General features: G+C 42.1%; 16 protein-coding genes. 8 read left to right on the top strand and 8 right to left on the bottom strand.

Annotated features, from left to right (window positions below):
- The first annotated feature begins 10 nt into the window (after window positions 1-10).
- Entirely contained in the window at window positions 11-1,003 is a 993-nt protein-coding gene (locus KTO58_RS06755) for an MBL fold metallo-hydrolase (protein WP_198314994.1), read from the top strand.
- Window positions 1,004-1,078: 75 nt separating this feature from the next.
- Here the strand turns inward: KTO58_RS06755 and KTO58_RS06750 are convergent, their stop codons facing one another.
- Window positions 1,079-1,981 carry a ketopantoate reductase family protein gene (locus KTO58_RS06750; protein ID WP_095840107.1) on the bottom strand — a complete coding sequence of 301 codons (903 nt, stop codon included), beginning with the start codon at window positions 1,979-1,981 and terminating at the stop codon, window positions 1,079-1,081.
- A 103-nt stretch (window positions 1,982-2,084) separates the two neighbouring features.
- Between KTO58_RS06750 and KTO58_RS28890 the strand changes: the two genes are divergently transcribed.
- Window positions 2,085-2,477, top strand: a complete 393-nt coding sequence (locus KTO58_RS28890) for a winged helix-turn-helix transcriptional regulator (RefSeq protein WP_095840108.1) — start codon at window positions 2,085-2,087, stop codon at window positions 2,475-2,477.
- A gap of 43 nt (window positions 2,478-2,520) precedes the next feature.
- On the opposite strand, the gene KTO58_RS06740 is transcribed toward KTO58_RS28890, so the two are convergent.
- Window positions 2,521-5,922, bottom strand: a complete 3,402-nt coding sequence (locus tag KTO58_RS06740) for an ATP-binding protein (protein WP_225860097.1) — start codon at window positions 5,920-5,922, stop codon at window positions 2,521-2,523.
- A 404-nt stretch (window positions 5,923-6,326) separates the two neighbouring features.
- On the opposite strand from KTO58_RS06740, the gene KTO58_RS06735 reads away from it, so the two are divergent.
- On the top strand, window positions 6,327-6,869 hold the full coding sequence (locus KTO58_RS06735; RefSeq protein ID WP_157753143.1) for a hypothetical protein: 543 nt from the start codon (window positions 6,327-6,329) through the stop codon (window positions 6,867-6,869).
- An 84-nt stretch (window positions 6,870-6,953) separates the two neighbouring features.
- Here KTO58_RS06735 and KTO58_RS28885 read toward each other — a convergent pair whose 3' ends face one another.
- From KTO58_RS28885 to KTO58_RS06720, 3 genes are all read right to left on the bottom strand, one after another.
- On the bottom strand, window positions 6,954-7,124 hold the full coding sequence (locus KTO58_RS28885; protein WP_225860250.1) for a carbohydrate-binding family 9-like protein: 171 nt from the start codon (window positions 7,122-7,124) through the stop codon (window positions 6,954-6,956).
- Window positions 7,125-7,684: 560 nt separating this feature from the next.
- The gene (locus KTO58_RS06725) at window positions 7,685-8,749 is read right to left on the bottom strand and encodes a LacI family DNA-binding transcriptional regulator (protein WP_095840113.1); all 1,065 of its coding nucleotides are present in this window, start codon (window positions 8,747-8,749) and stop codon (window positions 7,685-7,687) included.
- Window positions 8,750-8,894: 145 nt separating this feature from the next.
- Window positions 8,895-9,413: a hypothetical protein gene (locus KTO58_RS06720; protein ID WP_095840114.1), complete on the bottom strand. Its 519-nt coding sequence runs from the start codon at window positions 9,411-9,413 to the stop codon at window positions 8,895-8,897.
- A 485-nt stretch (window positions 9,414-9,898) separates the two neighbouring features.
- Between KTO58_RS06720 and KTO58_RS06715 the strand changes: the two genes are divergently transcribed.
- From KTO58_RS06715 to KTO58_RS06700, 4 genes are all read left to right on the top strand, one after another.
- Entirely contained in the window at window positions 9,899-10,768 is an 870-nt protein-coding gene (locus KTO58_RS06715) for an NmrA family NAD(P)-binding protein (protein ID WP_095840116.1), read from the top strand.
- Window positions 10,769-10,919: 151 nt separating this feature from the next.
- Complete coding sequence (locus tag KTO58_RS06710; RefSeq protein ID WP_225860096.1) at window positions 10,920-11,435, top strand: DUF1826 domain-containing protein; 516 nt, start codon at window positions 10,920-10,922, stop codon at window positions 11,433-11,435.
- Between the two features lie 303 nt (window positions 11,436-11,738).
- Window positions 11,739-12,308, top strand: coding sequence for a Crp/Fnr family transcriptional regulator (locus tag KTO58_RS06705; protein WP_095840117.1), 570 nt, complete (start codon window positions 11,739-11,741; stop codon window positions 12,306-12,308).
- A 77-nt stretch (window positions 12,309-12,385) separates the two neighbouring features.
- Window positions 12,386-13,249 carry an SDR family oxidoreductase gene (locus tag KTO58_RS06700; RefSeq protein ID WP_095840118.1) on the top strand — a complete coding sequence of 288 codons (864 nt, stop codon included), beginning with the start codon at window positions 12,386-12,388 and terminating at the stop codon, window positions 13,247-13,249.
- Between the two features lie 158 nt (window positions 13,250-13,407).
- On the opposite strand, the gene KTO58_RS06695 is transcribed toward KTO58_RS06700, so the two are convergent.
- On the bottom strand, window positions 13,408-13,728 hold the full coding sequence (locus KTO58_RS06695; RefSeq protein WP_095840119.1) for a putative quinol monooxygenase: 321 nt from the start codon (window positions 13,726-13,728) through the stop codon (window positions 13,408-13,410).
- A gap of 7 nt (window positions 13,729-13,735) precedes the next feature.
- On the bottom strand, window positions 13,736-14,254 hold the full coding sequence (locus KTO58_RS06690) for a dihydrofolate reductase family protein (RefSeq protein ID WP_095840120.1): 519 nt from the start codon (window positions 14,252-14,254) through the stop codon (window positions 13,736-13,738).
- A 139-nt stretch (window positions 14,255-14,393) separates the two neighbouring features.
- On the opposite strand from KTO58_RS06690, the gene KTO58_RS06685 reads away from it, so the two are divergent.
- Entirely contained in the window at window positions 14,394-14,804 is a 411-nt protein-coding gene (locus KTO58_RS06685) for a winged helix-turn-helix transcriptional regulator (protein WP_095840121.1), read from the top strand.
- A 562-nt stretch (window positions 14,805-15,366) separates the two neighbouring features.
- On the opposite strand, the gene KTO58_RS06680 is transcribed toward KTO58_RS06685, so the two are convergent.
- Entirely contained in the window at window positions 15,367-16,317 is a 951-nt protein-coding gene (locus KTO58_RS06680; protein WP_095840122.1) for a lipase family protein, read from the bottom strand.
- Window positions 16,318-16,361 lie beyond the last annotated feature (44 nt).

Genomic DNA, 16,361 nt, shown 5'->3' with positions numbered 1-16,361 from the left:
AAACATGACAATGATAAATTTCAATGTTAATCGTATTTTTTTCAGATCAGGTTATACTTTTATGCTCGTGCTGGTTATCCAGCTACTATCTTTACCTGTTACTTTTGCGCAGGAGTCCATTCCACCATTTCTTCAGCCATCCAGCTATCATATGCAGTTTGGTGAGATGGAAATCATTGCCTTTTCGGACGGTAGTGTTCTGCAGGATCTTTCTCAATTACTCACTAATGTCCGCCCCGGAGCGGTTAAAAGGCTGACTGCACAAAATTTCCAGACACCGGTTGTAACGGCCTCTGTGAATGCATTTCTGATCAAGGTCGACGGTAAACTCATTTTGGTGGATGCGGGGACTTCGGAACTGTATGGTCCGACACTGGGATACCTGCCTGCCAATATGAGGCGTGCCGGTTATGATCCGTCGCAAATCGATGCGGTATTAATCACGCACATACATACCGACCATACGGGAGGTTTAATGGACGGAGATAAGATGGTATTTCCCAATGCCACTATTTATGTTAGCAAAAGGGAAACTGATTATTGGTTAAGTGATGCACAATATGCGAAAGCTCCCGCGCGGTTAAAGACGTATTTCGATCAGGCACGGCTTAAGCTGCTACCCTATGCGAAAGCCGGCAAGATCATGGCTTATGAATACGGGAAGGAGCTCTTTCCAGGTATTCTTCCCATAGCAGCACCCGGTCATACCCCGGGACATAGTTTTTACCAGGTAATCAGTCAAGGGGAAAAGATCGTTTTCTGGGGAGATATCATGCATTCAGCAGCGGTGCAATTTGCCGAGCCGGGTGTTACGATTGTATATGATGTTGATCCTGCGGCGGCTGCTCAAACGCGTAAAAAGGCCTATCTGGAGGCTGCCAAAGGGAAGTATTGGGTAGCAAGTGCACATCTTTCCTTTCCTGGCATAGGTCATATAAGCAAGTCAGGCAAAGGGTATCGTTGGTTCCCTATTAATTATACAACAATTGGTACGGGGCAATAATAGACGTGCTTCCTGCATGCGCAGGAACCCGTTCTATCTATAGAACTCGCGCTATTAGCCTTTACACAGGCGAAGCTATAATAAAGAGGTGATCGCTGTCAATCTTGGTACATTAATCCCTTTTTCGTTAGCTTCCGCCAGTACATCGCGGCAAAATGCCTTGATCTCTTCCGGATTAGCATGATTCATTAATGAATATTTAAAAACGGGATTGAGCTTGATCATAGCAGTTACCAGGATACTTATCAGCCATGGCGGTAATTTAAAGATTGCCGCCTCTCCTTTTACAGCAATCCCCCGCTGATGTAAAACCGGGAATAGTTCTCTCACATTCAAGACAATACTTTTGATATCTTCTCCTGAAGTCAATACTTTTTTAATAGACCCTGTACGTAATACCTGAGAGAGGAATCCTGCATTGACCACAAAGTGAATGGATAACCAGCTCCTGAAATCCTTGTGTTCTTTAATCTTGAACCCGGCTGCTTTGAAGATCTGGCGCGCTGCTATTTCTCTTGCGGTCGGGGTGGTATTGAAGGTACCGAAATGCACCATACTGAATAATGCACCTTTCAGTATTCCATTTTGGTCAAAGCCACCTGCTGCGACCGGAAAGCCCCAGGCCAGCTGTTGTTGTGGCAAGGTAGCGGCCACTTTAAGCGGATCATTCCAGCAATTATTAAAAATAAGGACGGTGGCATTGCCGACTTTGTCGCTTAGAAATGTAGCCACTTTTTTGAACTGATAATGTTGTACGCTCACTAGTATCAGGTCATAATCGTGATCGGAAGGTAGCTCTTCCCTCATGCGGACCTTCCACGTTGTGTCAATGTATTGTCCTCTGTCGTAAATATTCAATGGAATCTCTTGTACTGCTCTTCCGGCTCTTACATAAAACTCAACCACATGCTGTGCTTTTTCGAGGGCATAAGCGTACTGTGTGGAGATAACCCCACGGCCGAATATTAATATTTTCATTGGATTGATTGAAGTAATTGCGAATTTAGCGCTAATATTAAATCATGAAAAGTAGGCACGTCAAAGTTCCTTCAGCACGTTCACGAAAGAATTGCGTCTGACAATGAAAAGCAACGAGAAAAAAAGTGAAAGATTTTTGGATCTGCAACGAACGATAACTGCAGGGCCTGATGCGTACAAACACACGATATTATATGACTGCTGTTCGATCTTTGCCAACAAATGGAATTTACTGGTATTGGTGTCTCTGATGCAGGAGACTAAACGGAATAGTGAATTGTTACAACAGATCCACGGTATATCGCCGAAGATGCTAAATGAATCACTCCGAAAACTAATGAGTCTGAAGATGGTGGAACGGATGGTTTATCCTGAGGTGCCACCCCGAGTAGAATATTCGTTAACGGATTTTGGGCGGAGTCTTTCTCAGCCACTGGAAGCTATTTTAGATTGGCATGAAGAGTGGAGAGATAAATTCCAATCGTTATATAGGTAGTCATCTTTTATCAAGATGACTGGTTGGGAATGGCATAGGACTGTTATGGATTGCCGATGACTGGGATTTCGATGGTAAAAATCGCGCCTTCTCCTTTTTTGCCATTTGCATGAATAGAGCCATTATGTCGTTCAACGATTTTTTGACACAATGACAATCCCAGCCCGGTGCCATCGAAGAGATCTTTTGTATTCAGGCGGGAGAATGTTTCAAAAATCAAGTGGTTATAAGCAGGTTCAAATCCAATCCCGTTATCTTTTACCGTGATCCTGTGACTACCAGGCTTGTTTGCATGGTCAATAGTCCAGTTAATCTCTACTACGGGCGATCTTTCAGGGTGGGAAAATTTCAGGGAGTTACTAATAAGATTGTAGAATAATTGATACAAAAGTAAGCGGCTGCCAACGATCACGGGGAGGCCTGCACTATTTATCGTCCCTTCCTTTTGTTGAATCAGTAATTCCAGGTCTCCTTTTATATCTTCTATGACGGTATTCAGGTTTACATTTTCGAATTCGACGCTGGCGCCATTCAAAGAAGAATAGGTAAGTACACCATCAATCATTGTTGACATCCGCTCGGCGGAATTAAGTATTCTATCCAGATAATATTTTCCTTTTTCAGATTTAACAATCTGCTCATCATCCATCAGGCGATAGGTAAATGTTTTGATTTTCCTGACAGGCTCTTTCAAGTCATGACTGGCTACATGGGCAAATTGTTGGAGGTCATCGTTTGAAACTCTTAGGGCAGCATTGGCTTCATTCAATGCTTTTGTACGGTCAGCTACACGGCGTTCCAGGTCGGCTTCGTACAGTTTCCTGTCTGAGATATCGGTGGCTGCACCGAACCACTCTACAATATCACCCTGGCGGTCAAAGATGGGTACTGCTCTGGAAAACGTCCATCCTAACGATCCATCAGCCCGGATCACCTGATGTTCCAACTGAAATAAACTTTTGGTTTCGATTGCTTCCCGGATTACTCCCCAAACGCGTGCCTGGTCTCTTGGATGAATATATTTATTCTGCCAGTCGGAAAGTGGTGTTCCTGTATCCTGAAGGAAATTCCGTCCATCCAGCTGGCTCATGATTGTCCAGTCCCGATTCATCCGATAGACTACATCAGAGGTGGCGATTACAAGCGCACGGAGTCTTGATTCACTTTGACGAATCGCTCCTTCAATTTCTTTCCTGATATTCGAAAGCTGAATGTTGGAATTTACCCTGGCAACAAGCTCATTTCTTGTAAAGGGTTTGGTCAGGTAATCGTCTGCACCGCCTTGAAGCCCTTCAATTCTTGCTTCTTCCCCTGCGCGGGCGGAAAGCAGGATAATGGGTATCGCTTTTAAAGACGGGTCCTGCCTCAGCATCTCCAGCAATTCCAGTCCGTTAAGTTCCGGCATCATAATATCTGACAGGACGAGATCAGGCTTTATTTCATTGATCAGTTTGAATGCGTCCTTTCCATTTGCGGCAGTATAAACACTGCAGTATTCATCGAGTATACCTTTGATGTAATCACGCATATCGGCATTATCATCTGCCAGTACGACAACAGGTTTTTCTGGTGTCTGTTGATCGTTATCAGGATGGAGTGTTTGGCGTACGTTCACTTCATCAGGGAACCATCTCAATGCTTCTTCGATAAAACCATTTGCCTTTATGGATGTTGATAGCTGCGGTATTATATCACTTGTCGTCTGTTCTTTTGGAAGATGTGCTTTTCCCCGTGGAATATGAACGGTAAAGGTGGTTCCTTTTCCCAATTCACTATTCAGATGGATACTTCCAGCATGTAGTTTAACAAGTTCACTTATCAGCGCCAGTCCTATCCCGCTGCCTTCAAAAGATCGAGAACGAGCTTGCGATACGCGGTAGAAACGCTCGAATATATGTTCCTGATCTTCCCTGGATATACCGATACCGGTATCTGCAACGGTCAATGTAAATGTATCCGGTAACATTTCCAGCCGGACGGATATTTTCCCTTCGAATGTAAATTTGAAGGCATTTGAGAGAAGATTCAATACAATTTTCTCCCACATTTCTTCATTCAGATAAATGGGTTCTGAAAAAGGTGGACAGTCTATTTCGAGCTCCAGTCCTGCTTTTTCTGTGGCGGACTTAAAATTACTTGCCAGATCGCAGGTTAATTTAGAAATATCTACCGGCTTAAATGTCACTTGCATACGCCCAGCTTCAATTCTCGAGAAATCGAGCAGGGTATTCACCAGCTTTTGAAGGCGCAGGCCATTCCTTTGAATAAGGGAAATTACTTCCCGTTCTGCCACGACTTTGTCCTGTTTTTGTGTGAGTAGTTCATCGAGTGGACCTAACATTAGTGTGAGCGGTGTCCGGAATTCGTGGCTGACATTTCCAAAAAAGGCAGTTTTGGCTTTATCCAGTTCTGTCAATGTCTCTGCTCTTTGCTTTTCTTTTTCAAAAGCGAGGACATTCGTTACTCCTGAAGAAATCTGGTCTGCGATGAACTGTACAAAGTTGCGATAGGATGCGTCAAATTTGCGGTAAGGATTCAATGCCAGTGTCACGATAGCAATCGGAGCGCCCCTTTTTGCTTCTCTGATAGGGAGATAAACAAACTGTGTGGGACAGGTATCCCATATGCCGGTAGGTATATCTGCTATTATTTGATTGTCTTCAGCTACAATCAAATTACTTTCTTTTACAGACCGAATCAAGTCGTGCCATACCAAATGATCATCAGTCAGGTCTATTTCCCGCGGTAGCCCGGGGTGGTCCTTATGAATTCCGGCGGCAGTAACCAAATATGCTTTTGTACCAGCGTCAATTTTGTGAATGAAAACAAACGGAATATCGAAGTTATTCTCCTGCAGGATCGAGGCAGCCTGTGAATAAAGATCATCGATGGAAGAAGGGGAATTGATCCCTTCTCCTAATTTCCGCAAGGTTTCGGTCTGACGTTTTCCTATCACTTCTCCTGTAGTTTCGTTTACAGTGGCCAACACTCCACCTATACCATTCGCGGCAGATGGGTCCGGTACCGGGCTATAAGCGATGGTAAAGTGTGTTTCTTCAACAAAATTATTCCGATTAACCTTAAGCAGGATATCGTCCATCCAGGTTGCTGCACCGCCTTCAAATGGTGTATCTATCAACGGGCCAATTACAGACCATATTTCATCCCAACATTCATAACCAGGACGGCCCAATCCTGGGGAGGGATGTTTGAGGCCAAGTATGGGAATATATGCATCATTGTAGATTTGAATATAACGTTCTCCCCACCAGAGTAGCATAGGAAATGGGTTAACTAACATTATATTTACAAGGTTTTTTAAGCTTTCAGACCACTCCCTGTAGTCCCCCAACTGGGTTTTCGACCAGTCGAATTCACTGATCAACTTGCCCATTATGCTGTTGGAGACGTAATTTCTGACATTAGGATTAATTGCGGATTTCATATTTCCGAATATTTTTAATCAGCATAAAGCCTCTCTATCCATTTAGTTTTACCTACCAAAGGGCACTTGAATAGAACAGGTTTCACCATGACTGCTTCAGCATATTCACTAATAAAGGTACTTTATAAATATATACTCTGTTTACACAAACGGCGTTCCAGGGAAAATTGTACACACCTCGCTATAGGTTACATTACTACTTTGATATTCCCCATTGATACCGATAGGGTGTACTGGATTTATATCAGCGATTTTCGGATGTCTTTATTTGAAGATGAGGTTGCTTTGGAAAACAATTAAATTAGTCAATGCGTTTAAATACGAGTAATTTCGGTTAGCTATCGGCGTCATTACTATTTGTGAAACATCTCAAGGCGACTTTAATATTATAAAAATATCTACATATGACCCTATTGAGGAAAACCAACAACATTCTTGCTTATTTTGGTGGTCTATTATTCTTATTAGCAGCCTGTAAAATGCCGGCAAGTCCAGAAAAATATTTCGATGCGGCAGCGTTGAATGCCAACTCCGTCTCTCTTTTTGGTACTGACTACTTTGTCAGAGCTCTTGGATATGGGAAAAGAACAATCACTCCTGGGGCACATCTCTTCGAGGAACAGGTAGGTTATAATATTCAACGCATACAGAAATACCTAGAAAATGTAGAGGCACTGATGCCTACTAAAAATACGGAACCCATGCTCAATGCGTTAAAAGACCTCTTTCGCTTTGCTTTGGAGAGCTATAAGACTGATCACCTGGTCATCGCGAAGATGATTGATCAACAAGCTCCTGGAGAGGAGATCAACAAAGCGCTGGAAGCCTTGGATAAAAAATCCTACGATACTTTTCAGGCCAAGTACAACAAACTGTATGATCTAGGTACGCAATATGCTAAAGACAATGGTATCAAACTTGTAGAGATGCCTACTTTCAATCGTTAATTTTCTTACTTAATCTCCCGAGAGAGCCGTACTTAGTGCCCGTTCTAAGAGGCGTCTGATGCAAGGTACCGCCCGGATATAGTTTCATAGAAAAAGAATTTCTTCAAAATCCTCTTTGCGGTGGAAGTCGGGTGTGTGTGTGTGTGTACTTACATGGTTCCAGGTCAGGAAATGTGGTGTAGGCATTTCATCGCCACATTTATGAAAATTCCCCTGGCTTTCATGGTCGCCAGGTTGTCGATGTGATGAAAGCAGAATACGGCGGCTGGTATGACGATACTAAGTTCCCAGCTAAATCTACGTGCTCCGCCAGTTACGGGGTAACTTATGCAGGTGGCGGTCGTAATGCAGTCAGTGGCATGCGCGGACAGGGTCTTACGGTTTTGGTTGTCTTATTGCAATTTGTACACGCAATAATTTGAGTAAAATACCTGCTTTAGATGGACTGTTCTGTTTTTTTATAGAGATACTTGCCTTCTAGTTAAAATGATGGAATAATATAGCGATGATCCCGATTGACCACCCTTCGTTAACGTACACGAATCTGGCTAAAAAAAACGTCTGCTTCAATTTGTCCAAGCGTACCTTGTTTTTGTATAGAGAAAGCGTTTGTATAATTCATTTTGGCTGACACAAGCGAAGTCTTGCGTGTCTGTTTTTACGAGTTAGTTTCTCATCAAAGCGGATGCCTTTAACGGAATAACGTGTACGTTAACGATACTGTCTCTAAAAAAGGACCTTTACTTAGGTCCTACAAAGACGTTAACCTATACAATATAAGAATAAAAACTGAAATCCAAATTTATCGGAAAGTTTTAATTGCGATAGTTACGAAAGTTTTCCCGGGTGATGATATCTATTGGCATGTATTGTTCTTCCTCTACTGACTGTCCGAGCACGAGATGCCGGTACAATGCCATCAGACCTTTGTGGCCTTGCTCCTGGGGTTTCTGACAGATAAGAAAATCGATCACAGATTTCTCCAGGTATGCAATATTTTCCGCCAGGAAATCGTAGCCAATGAGTCGGATATTGACATCTCCGGTCTCTTCCAGGAAGCGCGCTACTGTAGCCACCCGGGAGTTGGTTACGAAGATGACATCAATATTATTCTCTTTCAGCATCTTATCCAGCTTTATTTTCACCGATCTGTAATCTGTTTCGCGGATATCTATTTTTTTTAGTTGAACGGTTCTTTTATTACTTCTGAAATAGGCCCTGAAGCCCTCCTCTTTTTTTAACAGGTGGTGATGCAGGTCCATTTCTTTGGAGATATTTACTATGAGTACTTCTTGTTGATCCTGCATCAGGTAATTGACGAGATGGGCAGAGAGATAGCCGCTTTGAAAAAGGTCGGGTCCGATATAGCTGAGTCTTTGCTGGCCTTCCATATCGGAGTTGATGAATACATAGGGGATTTGTTTGGCGTGACATTTTTTTATCAGCTTCAAGGATTCTTCTTCAAACATCGGTACCAACAGGATGCCATCAAAGGATTGTTTGAGGATGTTGTTTGCTTCTGTCGTAAAGGTGGATTTGTCATTCTGATCGAAAAGGAACACCTGTACGGTTACACCGAAGTCACGGATTTCATTGGCAGCCTCTCTAATTCCTTGTAGAGGGGCATTCCAATAGCCAGTCTCTGTGGATATTGCGGGAATCAGCACCCCCAATTTCCAGCTACGGCGGGAGGCTAGCCTGCGAGCCATTATATTGGGCCGATAATCCAGTTCCTTTATGATTTCCAGCACTTTCTCCCGTGTTTTCAGTGCGACACCGCTACGGTTGTTCAATACCCTGTCCACCGTACCAATGGATACATTTGCTCTTCTTGCAATTTCCTTCACACCAACCAAAGAGGGCTCTATAGTCTTTTTCATGAATTGATTATTAGGTATTTCCAGATCTTTTTAAGTATCTCTTGGAAAAATAAAAATAGCATTTATTTTTGTGTACGTACACGAATATTTAGTAAATGCTTGTTTTCCCCTTTGCCAAACGGTTTATCAGATCGGCGATGGCGAGCTACTTCTTTATCTTCTTTAAGGCATCCTGGTATTTTTTCTTAACACCATTGTCTTCTTCTTTCTCGCAGAGGTCCTCCATTTTGGATAATAGCTTTTTATTGCTTTCTGTTTTGAGCTTCAATATCTCGGCCAGGGCATATGCCGTTGCCCATCGTACTACAGTACCTGAATTTTCAGCGTTTGCCAAAAGGTTATTTATTGATTTTTCGAGTTGAGCCGGAAATTGTTTAGCTATATTCCCCATTACTTTCGCACTTTCCCATTTTATCCTCGGTTCTGCCTCCTTTAGCGCCAGGGTCACATAAGCCAGCAGCTCTTGGTCGGCAATGGCGGGTTGCTTTTTAGTTGCATACTCTATGGCTTCGATACAAGTAGCTTTATCCACTGCCTTTTGCCTTTCTGCATAAGCCGTTAATTCATCTATACGCAGCGCTCCACTTAGCAGCCAATCACCAATAGCAGATACTTTGCCTTTAGCTTTTATCGATTTGTCCTGAAATATCTGTTCGATTGTCATCTTGTTTATTTACCTTATATCTTAACCAGTATCACTCCGGATTTATAATCTTTTGTGTTTAATAATATTAGGTTGCTTTTTTTTATTTGAATGTTCTCAAAAAGTGGTTTCCCCGCCCTAAAATTATTCGCACTAATGACAGTAACATTCGAATCTGTAGGTTGCATCGTTTTTGAAAATACGTACTTAATTTTACTATTCAGCAACTGGTATGCATCCTTCATCTTTTACAATCCAATCAAGTTCTCCATTAGGGCCTTCAATAAATCCATCAAAAGTTATCGCCAGATTTAGAATAACACTTCTCATTTTCCAAAGATGGAACGTTTATTTTACGATAGTTGAGAAACATCTGAGCGCTGGTCTTTATATGCAGCGTTACTTGCCACTTTATATGGAAGTTACGAATATTTATGCCAGCATGCAATCTCATCCTTGGTTCAGGCTGGCCTGGAATTTGGGTTTGATACCAAAACTTTTTTGCTATGTATATTATCTTAGGAGCCACTGGACATATTGGTTCAGCTGTCATCAGGCAATTGGTACAGCATGGTGCATCTGTCACCGGCATTACCAGCAACAATGATCATGCGTCACAGATAGAGAAAGCAGGAGCAACTGCTGCTGTAGCAGATGTCCGAGATACCGAAACGCTGACCCGGATATTTAAAACAGGCAAGCGGCTATATGTACTTAATCCACCTGCAGCACCTCATACTGACACCTCTGAAGAGGAGGAAAAAAACATTGTATCTATAGTTGAGGCTATATCGAAGAGTTCCTTTGAAAAAATTGTAGTCGAATCGACTTATGGCGCACAGCCGGGTAGCCAATTAGGAGACCTTGCTGTACTATATAACCTGGAGCAAAAGGTAAAGGCGATCTTTCGAACTCCAACAATAATACGTGGTGCTTACTATTATAGTAATTGGGACTCGATGCTCCACTCGGCTACTACAACGGGGACCATTTATTCGTTGTATCCCGCCGACTTTGTATTTCCTATGGTAGCACCTGCCGATATCGCCCTATTAGCCGCCAAAGCATTACAAGCGCCGGCAGATGAACATCCCTTATTTTATATCGAAGGGCCTCGTCAATACGCTCCTGCTGACGTGGCAATAGCTTTTAGTCGGGCTTTGCAAAAAGAGGTGGAAGTAACCGTGATACCAGAAAGCGGGTGGGTAGATTTCCTATTGGAATCTGGTTTCTCAACAGCTGCTGCGCAATCAATGGCCAACATGACGCACGTCACTTTGTACAGTAAAAATACATCGGATTGCCCTGAGAAAGGTAACATCACTTTGGAAGAATATATTCAAGCGCTTGTTGACGATAAAGTGCACTCAAAATAAATATTGGCAAGATCGTATTGCTCCCAAGAGCTGACATTTAATTCCAGATCGTAGATTGACACCGGGATTTCATTTAATAATCGTAAAGTCTCGGTTATAAGAAAAAAAAGTCCGTGCTTCGCAGTTAAATCATTTCACATTTATATCAGCCATGATGACAGATTTATCTCCTGCTGAGCAACATATTCAGTATGTCACAAGTTTTCAGGATCTTGCTTATACACCTTTTGAGGGCGCCATCAATGCGATTTGCTGGCGTCGTACACTAGGAGGTAATTTTTCTGAGATTGTTAAAAGAGTAGCACTAAACGGGAATATAACCGAAATCCAACCGGAGGAGCTTCGTGAACTTCAATTGAGTGAGCAAGGGCAACTTGCCCGTGATATTCTTCTCAATGATTTGCAACTATTGACGGCTCATGGGGCTTCCCCGGTACTTAATGTTATCAACCACTATGAGCAGGACGATAGCTACCTGTTTTTCCCCACCGATGTTTATTCTTTCCACGTAGATCGTTCTCCCATACCCACAGATACCTTTTTATGTACTTATTATGGCGATTCCAGCGAAATATTGCCCAATGCACAAGGCCAACAGAAAGTTCTTATTCCAGAAATACGTGATGAACTGAAAAAAACTATATCATGGGTCTGCTGCAGGTTTTGAATCCTTTCTAAGCGAACATTTCTTTGATCTGCACTATGAGGCGAAACCTGGTGCACGTCCAATAAGCTTAGGGCGTGGTCACTTATGGAGGCTGGCAGTTGATCATCCTGAAAGTAAAGTCCCTCCTTGTATTCACCGTGCACCAAGGGAAAAATCCGGACAGAATAGGCTGCTACTGATTTGCTAACTATATCTGGCTGATTGGAGAGCCCCCACTCCGCTGTTCATCCGAATGCCCCTTAGCTATCTATTTTTTTACCATTTGGTAAATCAGGTTTTGCAGGTAAATTGTATTTTTCGCCCATGAAAGCGCTAATTGATCTGATTCTCCAATTCGGAGATTTGAATGAACAGCAGATTGATCTTCTTTTGAGTAAGACCAAGACACTAGAGTTTAAGAAGGATGACTATTTTTCAGAAGCGGGTAAAGTGCCTAGATATGTTGGCTTCGTTGTTACAGGCATATTTCGCTTTTGTTACTACAACAATAAAAACGAAGAGATTACCAATTACTTTGTCGATGAAGGTAACTTCGTATCAGATAATGTGAAGTTTGAATCTCAGCTAGAAGCATCTGAATATATACAGGCGGTTACCGACTGCAAGGTCGTTGCTTTCAGCAAAAAGGATTGGGATGATATCTCCCACACCATTGTTGGCTTTGAAATGATCAAGGCCAATATCATTAAAAAATGTTTGATGTTGGCTATGGAAAGAAGAAGCCCCTTGGTTTCCGAAGATGCCACCACGCGATACTTGTATTTTATTGAGACCTTCCCTACTCTTGTTAACCGCATTCCGCTTTCCTATGTAGCGTCTTATCTAGGCATTACCCAACAATCCCTCAGCAGAATACGCCGGAACATCCGCTAAGTTTAGTTTTTACCAAATGGTAAATATTATTTCTTTGCTGTTGCAGACCTTTGCTTCATTGATTTAAACAAAAAAAAATGAGCGAAAAAATTGTATTAATAACAGGAACAAATAGTGGATTTGGTTGGCTGACTGCCCACAGCGTTGCTGGTTTGGGGCATAAGGTTTACGCAACTATGCGGGATACAAAGGGTAAAAATGTGGAAAAAGCCAATGCCCTATCGGCTGTAGAAAATGTGACCGTTTTAGATGTTACTCTTACAGATGACGAAAGTGTCAGACAAGCGGTTGATACGATCATCGCTGCAGAAGGTAAGATCGACGTGCTTGTTAACAATGCTGGTTTCGCCTCGAACGGAGTGGCAGAGAGCTTTACCACGGCAGATGTACAGTATATGTTTGACGTGAATGTGTTTGCCGCCTGGAGGTTTATTAAGCAGGTGTTGCCATCCATGCGTAAGCAGTCGGACGGCCTGATCATTAATGTGACCAGTGGTTTTGGAAGGGTCTCTTTTCCTCTTGCTACCATATATGCCGCTTCCAAGTTCGGCCTTGAAGGGCTGAGCGAAGGTTTGCATTACGAGCTCAGACCCCTGGGTGTGGATGTGGCTATTTTAGAACCGGGTGCTTTTCCTACCGAAATAAGCCAAAAGGCGCCTCTAGCTTCAGACCTATCGGTGTATGCAGGTTATAGCGCAATTGCGGATATTCCTAACAAAATGATGGATGCTATCGGTAGTCTGATCGAGACTCATAATCCAAATCCACAGGATGTTGCCGATGCCATTGTCAAACTAATCGATTCTGAAAAAGGCAAAAGACCTTTAAGGACTGTTGTTGACCCAATCACAGGAGAATTCATTGAAGCAGCTAACCAGGCTATAGAGAAACAATATGGCAAAGGTCTGACATTATTTGGTATGGGGGAGCTTTTAGCTTAGACCAGGCCATGATGTATTTAAACCGAATTTTTATAAACGGCAGTAGCAAAAACTACTACCGTTTTTTTATGCAAGCGCTATCCAGATAACAATCCTAAGCTGAAATATTGTATCAAAGCGTCGTACATTACTTATCAACAGTAATAGACCGTAAGCTCCTAAGGCGCTACTAATACTTCATCCCAGCATGTAAAATCGGCTTTACCATCAAGAAATGATTCCGCAGCTTGCATAAATGCTTTCATATAAGGCATCTGCATATGGGAACCTAAAAAAATTCCTTTCGAAGTCCACTTTTCGATAATTAGGAGGCGCTGCAGATTGTCGTGATCTTCATAAACATGTATCGCCTGACAGTCAATTTCCTGAGCGATCACCTCTTTAATGACTTCATAGAGTGCTTGTCTGGCGATCTTCATCATTCCGGGCTTAATTAAACTGGATATAACTACGGTTATGGGCTTTAAATTAATATCCATACTTAGTTTAACTTTTCTGTACCTGGTAATGAAGTTGAACTGTATTGTCGTTCAACTTCAAGACATTCAGTAAATTAAGTTTTAACTCGCTCGTTAGGTTTTTTAATAGCGGCAGTCCACCATCAAACAATACGGGTTCTATGACAAAATATACGTCATCGACTAACCCGGCTTTCATGAATTGGCTTATGGTCATTGTTCCACCAATAATCACCGCCTGCTCATAACCTTCGCCCACCAGGCGTTGTATAACTTCGGCCGGACTAGCTTTAGAGAAATGTACTGTTGGGTTTGCAGACGTTTCATCTTCATGTGTAGTTAAGACTATCGTTGTGCCCTCCTCTTTTAGTGGTAAGTGATCAGGTGCGATAATATCATATGTTGTTTTACCCATGATGACAGCTTTGAACTTTTGACAAATACCATACATACCCTGACCATACTCAGGCGAAAGCCAATCTGGCACATTTCTGGCATTTGAAATAAATCCGTTCGCAGACATTGCAATATAAATGCTAGTTTTCATCTTACTTTTTAATAGTTAGTAAATTAGGTTGGTTTTCTTAAACATCTTGTATATTAGGAGATAAACCGTCAGCGAAATTGAGAACATTTCTCGCTATGCACAATAACTGACAAAATTGTTAGTCATAAATGTATTTACCATGAGAAAAAAAGAGTCTACAGATTATACCAATGAACAGTCTTTATTCCAGCTGTGTGAACGCAATTCGGCTATAAGTATGATTAGTGGCCGCTGGAAAGGTCAAATAGTTTATTACATCTCCCAAGGAAATGATCGGTTCCACCTGTTGCAGCAAAAATTGCCTAATATATCTGAAACTGTTTTGGCCAGGCAGTTGAAGGAATTGGAACGTCATGCTATACTTGTAAAAAGGGAAATACCGAACACGGTACCAGCAGGTATAAAATATATTTTAACCAATAAGGGCATTGACCTTGTTCCGATTCTGGACAGCTTGTGTAAATGGGGAAAAATGTATGCAGACGGGAAAGAGATTTCCATTCCTACAGAAGGACAACCTCTTAAAGTTGCCAACCAAGAAATTGGTTAGTTTTATTATTACAGGAAGCCATATTTTATAGGTAATAGCATCATCTCTAGTGTATGTCATACACGTTGCAATTTACATTCAGGTACTTCCTTTATATTGGTTGAACATGATATTATGATATGAATATGGCATAGCTTTTATGATTAGATCTTGCTGATTTCTTTACCCCTAAATGAAACGTATGAAAAGTTTAAAAAAATTCACTGTCATTGACCGTGCTGATTTAAAAAAAATTACAGGCGCAGGTACTCGCAAGGGAGTTACCGATTGCCGGTATGGCTGTTCTGATTCGCCAAGGATATGCCCTGTTGGTTGTTATTGCGATGGAGTGGCTTGCAATTACCTATAGCTAGTCAAAGAGAAAAGCCAGGATAATATCCTGGCTTTTCTCTAGCTGGGATATGGCAACCTTAGTATTTAACTTTCTCACTAATCTGTTTTTTAGCCTTTTCATCTGTGGCAATGTACTGAATAGTATGCCATCTCTCTCTCTCATGGGGATGCATTAACTGTAAATACCGGTGGCCGGATTTAGTATGATCCAGCCACCCGCATATTTTTATCAGCCTTTGCGCCTGCAACTACCACCTGCGGCATTTATAATGTTAGGATTATCATTTCCGTTGAGTTTCTCTAATAGATACTGATAAACCGGGAGCTGATGTGCGCACCCGAAAGCAGTACTCACATTCTTATTATTTGTCGAATCGATGGGAAAGCCCTGGGCTATCTGCGTATAGATATTTCCACCATTGCTCCCGATCCAAATTGGAAGCGTTGGAACAACATCCGGCTTGTTGTATACTCGATAACTTTCAGCTACTCCCTTGTTGACCGCATCAGTAAAGGTGCTATCGCCGGTCATCGGAGACGCATAAGTATACAGGCAAAGATTTAAATCTTTACCCTGACCAACTGTCACAGCAGCCGCATAATAAGTGACCAATGTGGCGCCCAGACTATGACCTGTGAGTACCGTCCGCACCTTTGCCGCATCTTTCATAAGCGCCACCGGATTAGCTGCCACTGTAGGTAATGAAACAGGAGTTATCTTGTTGACTGATCCGGACGGCGATACCAGGCGGCCTGCTTCGTAAAGATTGTAAAATCCGGAAGGGACAGAAGGATCACTACTGAATTCCTTGAAAGGAGTCGGAACGAAATAGTTATCCGCGATATCTTCAAAAGCACTTTCTGTACCACGGATGGCCATTACATATTCCTTTGAGTCGTTATCCTGTGCTATAAAACCAAAATAGACCGGTGTCCTGTTCTCTATCATCTGTACATGATACAATACCTGGTAGTTTGTCAAGAAGTTTTTATCTACCAATAGCTGGTAGGTGTTATCATTACATATATTTGCGTACGCCTTTAAAGAAGGATTTTGTTGTGTAGCGGTATCGTTATTCTTTACAGCCTGTTTGTAAATAATGTCCGCCAGGTCTACTAATTTGGCATACTTAATAGCGTCAGATAGGGAAATTGCTGCAGGCTTTACTTTAGTTTCCATAGAAAGATGGTTTGAGGTTAATGAATAAATTGGTAAGTTCGTCT

The sequence above is a fragment of the Chitinophaga pendula genome, from assembly GCF_020386615.1.
In the GTDB taxonomy this organism is placed as follows: domain Bacteria; phylum Bacteroidota; class Bacteroidia; order Chitinophagales; family Chitinophagaceae; genus Chitinophaga; species Chitinophaga pendula.
Note: the sequence above shows the minus strand (reverse complement) of the source record. Positions and strands in the feature narration are given on the sequence as shown.

Excerpts from the sequence above, each read along its gene's own strand:
- KTO58_RS06705 (WP_095840117.1), top strand. The coding sequence starts at position 11,739 with ATGAAAGCGCTAATTGATCTGATTCTCCAATTCGGAGATTTGAATGAA.
- KTO58_RS06715 (WP_095840116.1), top strand. The coding sequence starts at position 9,899 with ATGTATATTATCTTAGGAGCCACTGGACATATTGGTTCAGCTGTCATC.
- KTO58_RS06750 (WP_095840107.1), bottom strand. The coding sequence starts at position 1,981 with ATGAAAATATTAATATTCGGCCGTGGGGTTATCTCCACACAGTACGCT.
- KTO58_RS28890 (WP_095840108.1), top strand. The coding sequence starts at position 2,085 with ATGAAAAGCAACGAGAAAAAAAGTGAAAGATTTTTGGATCTGCAACGA.
- KTO58_RS06735 (WP_157753143.1), top strand. The coding sequence starts at position 6,327 with ATGACCCTATTGAGGAAAACCAACAACATTCTTGCTTATTTTGGTGGT.
- KTO58_RS06720 (WP_095840114.1), bottom strand. The coding sequence starts at position 9,413 with ATGACAATCGAACAGATATTTCAGGACAAATCGATAAAAGCTAAAGGC.
- KTO58_RS06700 (WP_095840118.1), top strand. The coding sequence starts at position 12,386 with ATGAGCGAAAAAATTGTATTAATAACAGGAACAAATAGTGGATTTGGT.
- KTO58_RS06685 (WP_095840121.1), top strand. The coding sequence starts at position 14,394 with ATGAGAAAAAAAGAGTCTACAGATTATACCAATGAACAGTCTTTATTC.
- KTO58_RS06680 (WP_095840122.1), bottom strand. The coding sequence starts at position 16,317 with ATGGAAACTAAAGTAAAGCCTGCAGCAATTTCCCTATCTGACGCTATT.
- KTO58_RS06740 (WP_225860097.1), bottom strand. The coding sequence starts at position 5,922 with ATGAAATCCGCAATTAATCCTAATGTCAGAAATTACGTCTCCAACAGC.
- KTO58_RS06690 (WP_095840120.1), bottom strand. The coding sequence starts at position 14,254 with ATGAAAACTAGCATTTATATTGCAATGTCTGCGAACGGATTTATTTCA.
- KTO58_RS06695 (WP_095840119.1), bottom strand. The coding sequence starts at position 13,728 with ATGGATATTAATTTAAAGCCCATAACCGTAGTTATATCCAGTTTAATT.
- KTO58_RS06725 (WP_095840113.1), bottom strand. The coding sequence starts at position 8,749 with ATGAAAAAGACTATAGAGCCCTCTTTGGTTGGTGTGAAGGAAATTGCA.
- KTO58_RS06710 (WP_225860096.1), top strand. The coding sequence starts at position 10,920 with ATGATGACAGATTTATCTCCTGCTGAGCAACATATTCAGTATGTCACA.
- KTO58_RS06755 (WP_198314994.1), top strand. The coding sequence starts at position 11 with ATGATAAATTTCAATGTTAATCGTATTTTTTTCAGATCAGGTTATACT.